Genomic DNA, 12510 nt, shown 5'->3' on the forward strand with positions numbered 1-12510 from the left:
CGCCGGGCAACATCGCCGACATCACCATGGCCATTCCCTTGATCGGCATGGTGGCCAAGCCCAAAAGGCTACTGGCCGACAAAGCCTATGATGCCGACAGTCTGCGCAATTGGCTGAAGCGGGCCAAGATCAAGGCGGTCATTCCATCAACTGCCGCACGGCGCACGCCCTATCCGCTCGATCACAAGGCATATCGCCGACGAAACCTCATCGAGCGCATGTTCTGCAAGCTCAAGAACTGGCGCCGCATCGCAACACGATACGATCGCCATGCACAGAACTACCTCTCAGCCCTCGCTCTCGCCGCAATCATTTCAGCCTGGATCTGAATGAGTCCTCAACCTAGGGCCTTGAGCGGCAGGCAGTGACGTTGCAGCGCCTGCCACGCGAATTCTGCGCCAACGTTGTTCTGCAGCAAAGAAGCCTCTCTCATTAGAAGTCATTGTTCAATTTGAAGCTGGAGACCGACAGCGCGTTCGACGAGGGGGCGGCTTCACGGGCATGTTGACAACCGAAAGTCATGATCCTGCGATCGTTCGAGGAATGGAAGCCAAGAGTTGGAGCAGGGCGCTGGGCCGTCGCCGTGTTGGCGGCAGTGTTCGTTCTGACAGGCGCGCTCCATGATGGGCTGTATGGCTTATTGCCTCCCCTCGGATCCTCGGGTTTCGCAGCGACCCGGCGCTAGCGTGGAACGCCATCGTGATCGGCGTTCTCACCCTTGCTGTCACCGGCTTGCGAGGCTGATTGTCCTTCCGGATCAGCCATGTGGAATAAGCCAAAGTCGGGGCTCACAGTTTTTCTCTGGGCGCAGAGTTCCCGAACAATTCGGCGCTACCTTCGGCCAGCAAGCCGGCGATGGAAATCGCATTCGACGGATGCGGAATCGAGTCCGTGCTCACGATCCTTTCGGCGCCGGCCGCCAACAGCTGCGCGTAGGCGTCCTGGGCGAATACGGGATGAATGACAATACAGACTGCGGGAGGCAGACCAAGCTGCCTCATATGATCCAGGGTTTCGATCATGGTTCGCCCCGATGAAGCGATGTCATCGACGATGACCGGGGTTCGGCCACGAGCCGCTTCGATCGAAGGAAGGCTCACCTCGACGTCGCGGTCACCTCGCCGGGTTTTCGTCAGGATCTGATAGGCGACGCCGGCACGGTCGGCAATGTCGGATACCCATTGGCCGCTTTCACTGTCGGGACCTATCAGGACGGCATTCGGGACGTTGTCTCTGATCCAGCCAGAGACAACGGGAGCCGTGGCGACCGCATGGGCCGGGATGCAAAACAGCTCGGAAAGCCTGGGGTTCCTGTGCAAATGAGGATCTGCCGTCACCAGCCAATCCAAACTGTCCGACAGGAACCGTGCGAACAATGGCGCGCTCACAGCCTCGCCGGGATTGAACCGCTTATCCTGCCGCATGTAGGCCAGATATGGCGCGATAAGGCCAATGGAGCGCGCCCCGAATTCGCGCGCCGTCGCCGCCGCGAAGCGCAGCGGCAGGGCGAGTTCATCAGGGTTGCGGAGACTGGCTACAAGGGCGACGTCGGCGCCGTGCAGATCCCGTTCGACCGTGACCAGGGATTCGCCATCGGGAAAGTGGCGCCAGTCCAGCCGGCCGGTTCGCGCGCCCAGCAAAGGGGCCATTGCGTCAGCCAAGGTTCGCTGCAACGGAAAAGCAAGCAGCAAGCGGGTCACTGTCCGGTTCCGATCTCGACTATGTCCGGATGAGCCGAGGCATAGTCCAGTGCGTAATCCAGTTCTCCTGGTGACCGGGCATGGACGTGAAACAGCGGCTCACCGGCCTGGATGTTCTTGCCAATCCGAACCCTTGAATCAATTCCAGCTGTAGCGCTGCGCGGCGCGCCGGCGAGTTTGGCGATCTTTGCAAGCCGGCGGTTGTCGATCGCCTTGACCTGGCCTGTGCGGTTGGCGAGAACCGGCCTGACATACGGAGCCACTCCCGGCTCGGTAAAGCCGCCCTGTGCCTCGCAGATCGCCAGAAACTTGCCAAGGGCGGCGCCACTGTCGAGCAGCTTGGATGCTACGGCCCGGCCTTTCCCCACCACCGCCCCAGGTGCGACATCAAGCAAGGCGCCGGCAATATCGAGCGCACGGCTGCACAGATCGAAGGGCGCCGCCGCATCGTTGCGCAGGACACTCAGCACGTCTCGCGCCTCAAGGGCCGGACCGATGCCATACCCAACCGGCTGGAGGCCATCGGTGCGCAGCACCGAGAGGCCAAGTCCAAGAGCTTGCGCTGTGGCAATGAGCCTTGCCTCGAGCAACGCGGCGGCGGCAGCAGAGCGCACCTTGGCGGTCGGTCCGACCGGAATGTCGATCAGCACGTGGGTCGAGCCGGCCGCGGCCTTCTTCGAGAGCACACTTGCGACTATCTGTCCGTCGCTGTCGAAGTCGAGCGGACGCTCGACGCGGATCAGAATGTCGTCGGCCGGGCTTAGCCTGACACTTCCGCCCCAGACGATGCAGCCTCCCTCGCGCTCGACCACGCTTCGCATGGCTTCGAGGCCCAGCGCCACCGGCGCCATGACCTCCATGGCGTCTGCCGTGCCGGCGGGGGATGTGATGGCCCGTGAGGACGTCTTTGGGATGCGGTGGCCGGCGGCAGCAACGATGGCGACAACGATGGGCGTGGTGCGATTCCCGGGAAGGCCGCCAACGCAATGCTTGTCCAACACCGCGCCGCTGCCCCAATCGATACGATTTCCGACCGCAAGCATCGCTTTGGTCAGCGCAATCGTTTCCTCCACGTCGAGCCGCTCGCCGGCGCTTGCCGTGATAAATGCCGCCAGTTCGATGTCCGACAGCCGGTTCTCGACTGTGTCGCGCATAAGGGCGAGGAAGTCGGTCTCGCCCAGTCGCCGGCCGAAGACCTTCGCCCGCAACGCCGGCGCCGAGGCGGGCGGCTCCGGATGGCTGAATACGGCGACTGCGTCGGCGACTGGTTGGAGGATCGTCCAGGCGGCCTCGGACAGCGCGGCGACGTCAAGTTCGAGGTGATCGTCGACAACCACATTGAGCGTGGCGACGACCTCGCGATCGCCGCTGCGCGCCAGAACCCGGGTCAGGGCGGTGAACCCTTCCGACCGACAGACATGGCAATCGCGATGCATGTAGACCACGGGTTGCTGGTACGTGTCGATGCCCGCTCGGACGAGGCGTAACTGGCTATGGCTGTCACTCATGCTGGCCGCTCCAGATCGATCCGCTCGAGGTGCTCGGGTACGCGCGCCTGCCATCCGAGTTCGCGATTGATGCGGCCACGCAGCGTATCTGCGGCGTCCGGCTCGCCGTGCGTGAGGTATGTAATCCTGGGCGCGCGGCGGGCTTGACGCATCCAGTTGAGAATCTCGTCTGCGTCGGCGTGACCGGAAAAGCTCTCAAGCTGAACGACTTCCGCCCGGATCGGCACGTCGTGCCCAAACATCCGCAAATGGTCGGCACCGGCTGCCAGAGCCGCACCTCGTGTGCCTCCGGCCTGGAAACCCGAAAGCAAGATCGCGTTGCGCGCGTCTGACCCGAAGGCCTGAAGATGGTGCAGCACTCGTCCTCCCGTGAGCATGCCGCTTGCCGACACGATGATCATCGGTCCCCGCCTGAGGTTCAAGGCCTTGGATTCGTCAACCGATCTCACCAGCGTCGCGATCGAATGCATCGCACGGCATTCCTCGAGGCTGACGTGGTGCTCGTCATGAAAGCGGTGGTAGATATCCGTGGCGTCGATCGCCATCGGGCTGTTGAGGAAAACGGGTAGGGCCGGGATATCGCCGCGCTGAACAAGGCGGGCAATGTGCAGCAGGATGCCTTGCGCGCGGCCCACCGCGAAAGCCGGTATCACGATCACGCCACCTCGACCGGCGACACGCCGGATCACCGGCGCAAGCTCCGCCTCCGCATCAATACGTGGGTGTCTGCGGTTGCCGTAGGTGGACTCGCATACGAGTACGTCGGCTTCGTGCAGCGGGACGGATGGCCGCATCAGCGGGTCTTGTGGGCGCCCGAGATCGCCGCTGAAGTGCAGGGTCGTTCCAGCAATATCGACGCTTATCTGCGCCGCGCCAAGAAGATGCCCGGCGTGAAGGAATCGGGCTCGGATACTATGACCGGCCTGGAAGTCGTCGTCAAAGCCGTGGGTTGAGATGTGTTCGAGTGAAGCCTTGGCGTCCTCGAGCGTGTAGAGCGGCGTAGGGTTTGCGTGCTTTGAGTAGCCTTTCCGTCTGGCATACCTTGCCTCTTCTTCCTGAAGGTAGCCGCTGTCGGGGAGCAGCAGAGAACACAACTCGGCGGTGGCGGGAGTACAAATCACCTTGCCGCGAAAGCCATTGCGCACGAGGGCGGGAATGTAGCCCGAGTGATCGAGATGCGCATGGGTCAGCAGCACCGTGTCGATCGTTTCAGGCGGCACCGGAAACGCCGCGCGATTGCGATCGCGCAGTTGCTTGTAGCCTTGAAAGAGACCGCAATCGATGAGGACGCGGTGTCCATCCGTTTCGAGGAGGTAGCGTGATCCGGTTACGGTTCCGGCGGCGCCGAGAAATTGAAGCGAGGGTGAGGAATGTCGTTTCACGTAACTCTCCGGGCAGTTGGCAAAAGTTCAAAAATGCTCATTCTGGAACACTCCTGGTGGAAACGGCATGAAGGTCGGCCGTCACAGGCGCCACTAGTCGCGGCAGCTTCAGGCTCGCGATCGCGGCGAGCCCTATGGCGGCGGCAGCGGCGAGGAAGGCGGCGCCTCCCAGACCGGGGAAACCGAACAGCAGGCCGGCGACCGCAGAGCCCACCGACAGCCCGAGACTGACTGCCGCCGACTGGATGCCGAGTTCCATGCCCCGGTCTCGTGCGGTGATCCGCGACACCCAGTAGGCGAGCAGCGGGCTGATTACCCCGGCTGACGCCGCAACGACGGAAACGGCGAACAGCATTTCGCTGAAGCTGGCAACTGTCGGAAAGACCGCCAGACCGATCGCCATCACCAGGAAGGCGGGGGCCACAAGCAGCCTTGCCGCTGACGGTTTGACGAGCGGCGAAAAGACGAGGCCCTGGACCCCAAACATCACCACGCTGCATGTCGCGAACATGAGACCGAGCGCGGCGGGGCCCATGGCGAGTTCGACGTTTCGCAAGGTGAGCCCGACCTCGAATGCGCCAAGCCCCGCCGCGGCGACAGCCGCAAGAGCGAGCAGCCGCAGTTCTCCAGGCGCGAACATTGACGAGCCGCGATTGCGCGCCGCGGCAGGGACCCTTGGCAACAGGTTTCCAGGCAGCGCAAACCATACGCCAAGGGCCGCCACGACAGCGAGGCCGGACGCAAGAAGGAAGGGGACCGCCTGCGATGGGGCCGCACCCAAGTCCAACTCCAATTCCGCAGCGAGCCCGCCGAGCATCGGCCCGACCAGGAAACCCGCGATCGATGCCATGCTGACCCAGCCGAACGCTCTTGCGCGGCGATCATCCCCGGCTTCAATGTGGGCCCCGTTTTCGGTGTCGGCCCCGCCTTCCGTGTCGGCAATGAACGCGAGGGCCGTGGGCACTACAGCAGCCGCGAAGCCGCCATTCAAGACCCGCCCGACATAAAGAACGAGAAGGCTTGGCGCCAGCGCCGAAGCCGCCAAGGTGACGGCAAAGCCGAGCAGACCGACGACAAGAACGGGCCTGCGCCCGATCAAATCCGACCATCTTCCCCAGAGGAAGGCGACGGCCACCGGCGCGGCGACATAGGCAGCGGTCAAAAAGCCGATGTGCCGCGCGTTGAATGTCGGGTCTGCGAATGCCGGGTCTGCGGAACCGGCAAGCCGCTCGACCATCACCGCAGGACCGGCAAAACGATTCCGTAGCCGAGCGCAACGACGAAGGCCGAGGCCAGAAGTACGCCAAGGCTCCATCGCGACGTCGGCAGCGCGCTTTGCATCGATACGCTCATGCCGGCGCGCCAGTCGGGTGCTCATGAACGGCGCCTGCGGTCGATGCGGCAGGACGGATGCCCTCGAGCCTGGTTCGCTTGAGCAAAAGCGCATTGACGGCCACGAGGGCCGAACTGCCCGACATTGCCAGCGCCGCAATCTCGGGGCTGAGCAGGAACGGGTAGAACATGCCTGCCGCGATCGGGAAGGCGATGACATTATACCCGACCGCCCACCAGAGATTCTGGTGCATCTTGCGCAGCGTGGCGCGCGAGAGCGTCATTGCACCTACCACATCGTAGGGATCGCTCTTCATCAGCACGATGTCGGCGCTTTCAATGGCGACGTCGGTGCCCGCGCCGATGGCGAACCCGACATCGGCTTGCGTCAGGGCCGGCGCGTCGTTGACGCCGTCGCCGACCATGCCGACCTTGAGTCCCTGTCCCTGCAGTTCCTTGATCTTTTCGACCTTCTGCCCCGGCAGCACGTCGGCCAGGACGATGTCGATGCCGAGCATGTCCGCGATGCGCTTGGCGGTGCCGGCATTGTCGCCCGTCAGCATGGCTACGCGCACGCCTTGCTCGTGCAGTCTGGCAATCGTTGCGATGGCCGTCGGGCGCGGCGTGTCGGCGATCGCGATCAGCCCGAGCAGCTTGCCGGACCGCGCCAGATGGATGACGGTGCGGCCTTCGCCCTTGAGCGTCTCGGCCTTCTCGCCGAGCGCCAGAAGATCGATCTTCTGTTCGTCCATAAGGCGCCGGTTGCCGAGGAAAACCGGACTGCCGACGACGACGGCGCTGGCGCCCTTGCCTTCGATGTTGAGGAAGCCCGAGACCTCGGGAAGCTTCAGGCCCTTGGCCCGCTCGACGATGGCGACGGCCAGCGGGTGATCCGACCCCTGGTCCACGGCGGCCGCGACCTGCAGAACCTCGTCGGCTGAAACGCCGGCAGCCGGAACGATCTCGACGACCTTGGGCTGCCCCATCGTCAGCGTGCCGGTCTTGTCGAAGACGATCACGTCGAGCCTGGTCGCCTCCTCGAGAGCGGCGGCGTTCTTGAACAGGATCCCGTTTGCGGCGCCAAGGCCGGTGCCGACCATGACGGCCATCGGCGTGGCAAGGCCGAGCGCATCGGGACAGGCGATGACGAAGACCGTGATGGTCAGGGTCATCGCGAACAGCAGCGGCTGGCCGAGCCACCAGAACCAGACGGCGAAGGTCGCAAGCCCGATGACGATCGCGGCGAGCACCAGCCATTGCGAGGCACGATCGGCGAGCAGCTGTGCCGGCGCCTTCGAATTCTGGGCTTCCTGGACCAGCTTGACGATCTGGGCCAGGGCCGTGTCGGCGCCCACCTTGGTGGAGCGGTAGCGCAGCGTGCCGCTCTTGTTGATCGTCGCCCCGATGACCTTGTCGCCGACCTTCTTGGTCACCGGCATCGACTCGCCGGTCAGCATCGATTCATCGATGGTCGACGTGCCATCGGTCACCTCGCCGTCGACGGGAAGCTTGTTGCCGGGGCGCAGGACCACGACGTCGCCGAGCACGACGTCCGCGGTCGCAACCTCGACCTCCTTGCCATCGCGCAAGACGGTGGCCTTGGGCGGGGCGAGGTCGAGCAGCGCCCTGATCGCGGCCGAGGCCCCGGCGCGAGCCCGCATCTCGAGCCAGTGGCCGAGCAGGATGAACACGAGCAGCACGCTCGCGGCCTCGTAGAATTGCTGCCCCTCGAAGAAGAAGGTCGCGCCGACGCTGAACAGGTAGCCGGTGCCGACGCTCAGCACCACCAGCACGGCCATGTTGAGGACGCCGTTGCGCACGGCCCGCCAGGCGGCGACCAGGAACGGCCAGACCGGATAGAGGATCGCGGCGCTGGCGAGGAAAAACATCGCGACGTCTTCGCTCAGTCCGAAAGGCGGGCGCAACCAGGGCTCGCCCAGACCCATCGGCTCCATGGCGAAAATCGGCAGAGTGAAGACCAGGCTGACAAGGAACCGGTTGCGCATGTCCTTGACCATGCCTTGCATGTCCATGCCGGCGCCGTGCCCCATCTCATGGGCCATGGCGTCGTGAGGCGGCTTGGCTGGAACCTTGCCCTGGCCCGCTGGAGCCGGCTCGATCATCGCGGCGTGACCATGCCCGGCGGTCGCGTGCGGATGGCCCGGCGCAACCGTCGTGCCGTCGGGAATGCACAGATGCCGCGGCACGACCTCGCCGCGGCAATGGAAGCCGCAGGCCTCGATCTCCCGGGCAAGGGCCTGCGGGCTCGTCCGCTGTTCGTCGAATTCGATGGTCGCGGTGGTCGACCCCGCATTCATCGCGACACCGGCGACGCCAGGTAAAGCCGCGAGACGTTTTTCGACCGCCGCGAAATCCATCATGCCGACAAGGTCGCGCACTTCCAGATTGGCCTTCTTCATCGTCGTTCTCCATACCACGTTTCGGGGCGGCGACCCCACGCCAGCGGTGTCTCAGCTTCGGTAGGCGAAGGTCGACATCATGCCGCTCGCCATGTGATAGAGGTGGTGACAATGGAAGACCCATTTGCCGGGATTGCCGGCATCCACCGCAATGGTGATCGAGCGCATCGGCGGCACCAGCACGGTGTCGCGAACGGCGCCCTGGAAGCGCTGCCCGTCAATCGCGACCACTTGGAAACGATGGCCGTGAAGATGCATCGGGTGGGCCATCATGGTATCGTTGCGCAGCGTGACCTCGACGCGATCGCCCTTGTCTACGAGCAAGGGAGCGCTGGTTTCGAGACCCCAGCGATAGGCGGCCATGTCGCCGGTCAGCGCCATATCGAACGTCTTGTCGGCAAGGCGTGATGCAAACGGCACTCTTGCCCGAAGTTGCGCCTCGAGCGTCAGGTCGAGAACCGGGGCATCGACATCTCCCGCCGTCCCAAGCCTGGTCACCGCCGCTCCTGCCGAGCGCAGGATAATTCCGGTCCGTTCCTTGCTCCCCTCGCGCAGCGCCAGGATCGGGAAGGCGGAGGCGAGATCGCGCGGCAACTGCACGCGCACGTCGATGCGCTGTCCCATCGTCATCGGAAAGCGCCGGCCGCTGACCGGCTCGACAGGCTGACCGTCGACGGCGATCAGCTCGCCTTCAAGCGCGCCGAAGTCGATCGTGAACGCGGTCCCCGTGGCGCCATTGATGATCCGCACGCGCACGCGTCCGCCCCGTTCGACCGGCACGACCTCAGGGTCGTCCAGGGATCGATCATTGGCCAGATAGGCGTCATACTCGATGTCGTTGATATCCATCGGCATGCCGCCATGGCTCATCCCTGCCATGGCGTTGCCGGCGTCACCGGACATGTCCATGCCGCCATGCTGCATCGGTGCAGCGCCTCCCGTCAGACCGGCCAGCAGTTCCTCCGGCGATGAGAACGAGAAATCGTGCAGCAGGATGACGACCTCCTGCTCATCTTCAGCATCATCGGTGGGATCGGCGACGATAAGCGGAGCGGCGAGCAGCAATTGCTCCTGCAGGGTATGGGCATGCATCCAATGGGTGCCGGGCTCGCCGACCGGAAAATTGAAACTGCGATCGGCCCGGGCGCCGATGAGCGGAAGTGGCGCGTCGGGGACTCCGTCGCTCGACCAGGGCGGCGTCAGTCCGTGCCAATGTATGATCGTCGGCTCGGCAGTCTCGTTTTGCAGCAGGACATTGAAGGCATCGCCCGCCCGCAAGCGCAGGCCGGGCGCACCGTCGGCCCCTCGCAGACCGAAGACGCTTGCGGCCTTGCCGTTCACCTCGAGGGTGCGGCGCGAGATGCCAAGCGTCTGGCCGCCCGACTGGCTGGTGAAGGCTGCCGCGAGCAAGCTCGACGGGAGCGCAAAAGCCGCGGCGCCTGCCAATGCGCCCTTCAGGATATCTCTGCGTTTCATGATGGTTTCCTTCGGTTTCGATTTCGGATTTCGTGTTTCGCTCAGCGCACAAGGATCAGGCTCAAACGCCACCCGCTCTCAGGGCGCACCACGCTTGCCGGCGGAACCGAACAGCCTGGCCACATGCGGAAAAAAGGCGGGCACGCGGGCGGCATAGCGGTCGTAGGCTTCGCCGAACTCCTTTCTCGCTTCACGCTCCTCGATGAAAGAAAGCCGCACATACATGCCGACCAGAACGGGGAATATCGCCAGCGTCAGCAGCGTCGGCCACTGCACGAGGAAGCCCGCCATGACGAGAATGAAGCCGACATATTGGGGATGCCTGACGGAGGCATATGGGCCGCCGGTTGCGAGGCGATTGTGGCGCTGCGCTTCGTAAAGCACCCGCCACGCGGTCGCGATCAGCACGAAGCCGCCGCCGATCAGGAAGAAACTGAGAACGTGGAAGGGTCCGAAATGCGGATTGAGCCGCCAGCCGAACATCATCTCCAGGAGATGACCGGCATCATGCGAGAGCCAGTCAACGCCGGGGTATCGGCTCTGCAGCCACCCCGAGAACAGATAGATCGTCAGGGGGAACCCGTACATCTCGGCAAACAGCGCCACCAGGAAGGCGCTGAATGCACCGAAGGAGCGCCAGTCACGGCCGGTCCGCGGCTTGAAGAAGCTCAAGGCGAACAGGATGAAAATCGCCGAGTTGATTATAGCCAGGCCCCAGAGTCCGTAGGCGGAAGATTGCTCGACCATGGTCATGCTCCTTTATGGTGTGTGGGACTGTCTTGCGCGTCCGGCTCGGTTTCCCTGAGCCCATGTTCCTTGTGCCCGACTTGTTTCTTGGGCCCGGCATGACTGCCATGGCCGCCATGCATGACCATGTGAAGCAGAGGGCAGGCGAGCAGCAGCAGAAAGGGAAGGGCACCGAGGGTATGTGCCCGGTGCTCGGAGAGAAGGAAGAAAGCGGCGATCAGCAGGAAGGCGATCGTGACCGGGCCGGTCTTCGAAGTCCAGAATCCGCCCGTTCCTGCCTCGGCGTTCTTTTCTGGGTTGGAGCCGGTCGGGGGATCGGACATGCGGTGTGCGTCGGTGTTCATCGGTTGCATTCCCTTTGATTGTTAGCCGTTGTCATTGCCGGCCGCGGCGGACGAGTGCCGCGGCTTTCATGAGGCCCGCCGTAACGTCGCCCGGTGGCGACGACGTTGTAGATCGAGGCGTACACGACACCCGCCACGAGCCCGACGACGCCAAGGCCGACGACGCCGTAGAGAACGCGGCCAGGGCTCATCTGCGCCGCCAGTCTGATCGGGCTGAAGTCGAGCCCATGCATGAAGGCGCCGAAGAAATCGAGCGTCGTGTCCGGCCAGATGGCGAAGGCCAGAGCACAGAGCATGCTCATCAGGGCCAGCGTCACGCCCAGCGCAACGCCGGCGGACAGAATGCTGAGTTTGTTCATGGGTTCCTCCCGTCACTTCACATGTTGCCCGTCACTTCACATGTTGTTTGAGCCATTCCTGCATTGCGGCGATCTCGGCCTGCTGAGCCGTGATGATCTGATTGGCCCAGACCTTGACCTGATCATCCTTGCCGAATTGCAGGACCGCACGGGCCATATCGATCGCGCCCTGGTGGTGCGGAATCATTGCCTGGACGAAGGCGACATCGGGATCTTCGGCCTGGATGGCCTTCATCATCGGCCCGTCCATTCGCTTCATGGCATCCATGTATGCCCTGGAGGCCTCCGGCATATTGGCGGTGTCCATCGGCATGTTGTTCATCATGCCGCCCTGCATCATGCCGCCCTGGCCGCCTTGCATCATCTGCTGCATCATCGGCATCATCTGTTGCATCATGGGCATCATCTTCTGCATCGTGGACATCATCGTCGTGCACTGCTCGGGCAAACCGCCCGGCGTCGCCTCCGCGGCCTGGGCCGCTGTCGTGGCTTGCGGTGCGCCAGCCTCGGGATGGTGTGGATCCGTCTGGGCAAAAGCCGTACCCGAAAGAGTTGTGAATGCCGCAAGCGTGATCATTCGAAGGTGGGTTTTCATGACTGTTTCCTTGTCGTTGGTGTGAAGCCGACGTTGCTTGTGAAGCCGACAAGCGAACTCTGGAATTGGGCGCGCAAAGGCAGCCCGAATCGCCGGTGCCGGTTTGGTTTCGCGGATCGATCGCGCGCTATGGGGCCTTGACGGCACTGCAGGGTTCAACAGTCCCACGCACCGCGACGGCGCGAGATCAGGCGAAGATCTGGGGAGGTTGCAGGAGGGCCTCGGGGTCGATGCCCGTTGCCAGGAACGCCTTGCCCGCCATAAAGCGGACGGCATCCAGGGCGTCATGAAGAACGCCGCATTCGCCGGCGGAAATGCTTGCTGCACAACAGCCGGAGCCGGTCGAGTGCACGCAATCCAGGCAGCCTTCACATGAGGCGTGATGGTTGCCCTGGTCCGTGGACGCGACGTGACCTATCACCTTGTGCGAGGCGCTCGTCGAGAGCGTCGCAATATCGGCAGTGACGCCGGCACCGGCGCCCAATGCAGAAGTCCGCTCGGCAAAACCAGCAATGGCAGCACCGCCCGCGATCAGGAGGATCGCGGCCAGCAGTAACCGAAGCTGAGCCAATACGGTTTTCATGGTATCAGTGTAGCTCAACTTCGCGTCGCTACTTTGACGCAAATCAATGCCTGTAAGCGAGTGA

The 12510-nt window shown here is 63.7% G+C and carries 13 protein-coding genes; 2 read left to right on the top strand and 11 right to left on the bottom strand.

Going from position 1 to position 12510, the window contains the following annotated elements; all coding sequences use genetic code 11:
• Positions 1 to 329 (top strand): transposase (locus tag IQ26_RS32350; RefSeq protein WP_145722228.1); only part of this gene is annotated, 329 nt, incomplete at its 5' end.
• A 310-nt stretch (positions 330 to 639) separates the two neighbouring features.
• Complete coding sequence (locus IQ26_RS41680) at positions 640 to 744, top strand: SPW repeat domain-containing protein (protein WP_145722468.1); 105 nt, start codon at positions 640 to 642, stop codon at positions 742 to 744.
• A 44-nt stretch (positions 745 to 788) separates the two neighbouring features.
• On the opposite strand, the gene IQ26_RS32360 is transcribed toward IQ26_RS41680, so the two are convergent.
• The 11 genes from IQ26_RS32360 to IQ26_RS32410 form a co-directional block, all read right to left on the bottom strand.
• Positions 789 to 1700, bottom strand: a complete 912-nt coding sequence (locus tag IQ26_RS32360; RefSeq protein ID WP_145722441.1) for a ribose-phosphate pyrophosphokinase — start codon at positions 1698 to 1700, stop codon at positions 789 to 791.
• Positions 1697 to 3208: a thymidine phosphorylase family protein gene (locus IQ26_RS32365; protein ID WP_145722442.1), complete on the bottom strand. Its 1512-nt coding sequence runs from the start codon at positions 3206 to 3208 to the stop codon at positions 1697 to 1699. Before IQ26_RS32365 ends, IQ26_RS32360 begins: the two co-directional genes overlap by 4 nt.
• Complete coding sequence (locus IQ26_RS32370; protein WP_145722443.1) at positions 3205 to 4590, bottom strand: MBL fold metallo-hydrolase RNA specificity domain-containing protein; 1386 nt, start codon at positions 4588 to 4590, stop codon at positions 3205 to 3207. Before IQ26_RS32370 ends, IQ26_RS32365 begins: the two co-directional genes overlap by 4 nt.
• Positions 4591 to 4627: 37 nt before the next feature.
• Positions 4628 to 5968 carry an MFS transporter gene (locus tag IQ26_RS32375; protein ID WP_240547337.1) on the bottom strand — a complete coding sequence of 447 codons (1341 nt, stop codon included), beginning with the start codon at positions 5966 to 5968 and terminating at the stop codon, positions 4628 to 4630.
• The gene (locus tag IQ26_RS32380; protein ID WP_145722444.1) at positions 5940 to 8342 is read right to left on the bottom strand and encodes a heavy metal translocating P-type ATPase; all 2403 of its coding nucleotides are present in this window, start codon (positions 8340 to 8342) and stop codon (positions 5940 to 5942) included. Before IQ26_RS32380 ends, IQ26_RS32375 begins: the two co-directional genes overlap by 29 nt.
• Positions 8343 to 8393: 51 nt before the next feature.
• The gene (locus IQ26_RS32385) at positions 8394 to 9818 is read right to left on the bottom strand and encodes a multicopper oxidase family protein (RefSeq protein ID WP_145722445.1); all 1425 of its coding nucleotides are present in this window, start codon (positions 9816 to 9818) and stop codon (positions 8394 to 8396) included.
• Positions 9819 to 9896: 78 nt separating this feature from the next.
• The gene (locus IQ26_RS32390; protein ID WP_145722446.1) at positions 9897 to 10565 is read right to left on the bottom strand and encodes a methyltransferase family protein; all 669 of its coding nucleotides are present in this window, start codon (positions 10563 to 10565) and stop codon (positions 9897 to 9899) included.
• A 2-nt stretch (positions 10566 to 10567) separates the two neighbouring features.
• Positions 10568 to 10909 carry a DUF2933 domain-containing protein gene (locus IQ26_RS32395; protein WP_145722447.1) on the bottom strand — a complete coding sequence of 114 codons (342 nt, stop codon included), beginning with the start codon at positions 10907 to 10909 and terminating at the stop codon, positions 10568 to 10570.
• Positions 10906 to 11268 (bottom strand): DUF5676 family membrane protein, encoded by a 363-nt coding sequence (locus IQ26_RS32400; RefSeq protein WP_240547338.1) that lies wholly within the window; start codon positions 11266 to 11268, stop codon positions 10906 to 10908. Before IQ26_RS32400 ends, IQ26_RS32395 begins: the two co-directional genes overlap by 4 nt.
• Before the next feature lie 31 nt (positions 11269 to 11299).
• A complete protein-coding gene (gene copM / locus IQ26_RS32405) occupies positions 11300 to 11845 on the bottom strand; it encodes a CopM family metallochaperone (protein ID WP_240547339.1) in 546 nt (181 codons plus the stop codon).
• Between the two features lie 205 nt (positions 11846 to 12050).
• On the bottom strand, positions 12051 to 12464 hold the full coding sequence (locus tag IQ26_RS32410) for a hypothetical protein (protein ID WP_145722448.1): 414 nt from the start codon (positions 12462 to 12464) through the stop codon (positions 12051 to 12053).
• Positions 12465 to 12510 lie beyond the last annotated feature (46 nt).

This window comes from Mesorhizobium tianshanense, from assembly GCF_007830515.1.
GTDB classification, from domain to species: domain Bacteria; phylum Pseudomonadota; class Alphaproteobacteria; order Rhizobiales; family Rhizobiaceae; genus Mesorhizobium; species Mesorhizobium tianshanense.

What these genes read in the sequence shown, in the direction of transcription:
- IQ26_RS32365 (WP_145722442.1), bottom strand. Translation starts at nt 3,208, where the DNA reads ATGAGTGACAGCCATAGCCAGTTACGCCTCGTCCGAGCGGGCATCGAC.
- IQ26_RS32375 (WP_240547337.1), bottom strand. Translation starts at nt 5,968, where the DNA reads ATGAGCACCCGACTGGCGCGCCGGCATGAGCGTATCGATGCAAAGCGC.
- IQ26_RS32380 (WP_145722444.1), bottom strand. Translation starts at nt 8,342, where the DNA reads ATGAAGAAGGCCAATCTGGAAGTGCGCGACCTTGTCGGCATGATGGAT.
- IQ26_RS32385 (WP_145722445.1), bottom strand. Translation starts at nt 9,818, where the DNA reads ATGAAACGCAGAGATATCCTGAAGGGCGCATTGGCAGGCGCCGCGGCT.
- IQ26_RS32390 (WP_145722446.1), bottom strand. Translation starts at nt 10,565, where the DNA reads ATGGTCGAGCAATCTTCCGCCTACGGACTCTGGGGCCTGGCTATAATC.
- IQ26_RS32395 (WP_145722447.1), bottom strand. Translation starts at nt 10,909, where the DNA reads ATGAACACCGACGCACACCGCATGTCCGATCCCCCGACCGGCTCCAAC.
- IQ26_RS32400 (WP_240547338.1), bottom strand. Translation starts at nt 11,268, where the DNA reads ATGAACAAACTCAGCATTCTGTCCGCCGGCGTTGCGCTGGGCGTGACG.
- copM (WP_240547339.1), bottom strand. Translation starts at nt 11,845, where the DNA reads ATGATCACGCTTGCGGCATTCACAACTCTTTCGGGTACGGCTTTTGCC.